Annotated in this window: 1 protein-coding gene; it reads right to left on the reverse strand. The window is 68.2% G+C overall.

The features are described 5' to 3' along the window. The coding region (locus tag KUM32_RS35595) for a cellulose binding domain-containing protein (RefSeq protein ID WP_217146058.1) at positions 1-647 on the reverse strand (647 nt) is incomplete at its 3' end. Positions 648-689 lie beyond the last annotated feature (42 nt).

Raw genomic sequence — 689 nt, forward strand, 5'->3', positions numbered from 1 at the left:
TCGGTGGCCCGCACCGCGTACTGGTACGTGGTGGCCGGGGTGAGCCCGGTGATCGTCGCGGACGTGGTGTCCGTGGTGGCCACCGTGGCCCCGTCGCTGACCACCTCGTAGGACTTCACGGGGTAGTCACCCGCCGTGGCGGCCGTCCAGTTCAGCGAGATGCTGCGGGCCGTGGCGGTGGTGACCTTGGGGGTGCCGGGCGTCGACGGCGGGACGTCCGGGGTGCCGTCGCACTTGTCGCCGTTGATGGTGCACGTCGTCGGCGCCTTCGCCGGCCCGTTGCCGATGAACCAGTAGCTGAACGGGTCGCTCGTGCCGCCGGCCCGGACGGTGCCGTTGTAGTGGGCGTTCTTGACCGACACGTGGTTGCCGGTGACGGTGGCGTCGCCGTAGTAGTGTCCGTTGGTCGTCGTGCCCGGCGGCAGGTCGAACTCCAACTGCCAGCCGGTGACGTCGGTTGAGCCACTGTTGTGCAGCGTGTACGTACCCTTCCACCAGGAGCCGTTGTCCTGGATGGAGAAGGTCGCGGTCAGCTTTCCGGCCGCCTGGGCAGAGCTCGACAGGCCCGTCAACAGGGCGAGTGGCAGGAGAAGCGCGGTGAGCAGAGCCGCGGCTCTGCCCCTGAATCTGCGGTGGTGTCGAAACATGGCTCTCTCCCTGTGGGGGGTTGTACAGGGGAAGTGCGGAAC

The sequence above is a fragment of the Streptomyces sp. AC627_RSS907 genome (genome assembly GCF_019049165.1).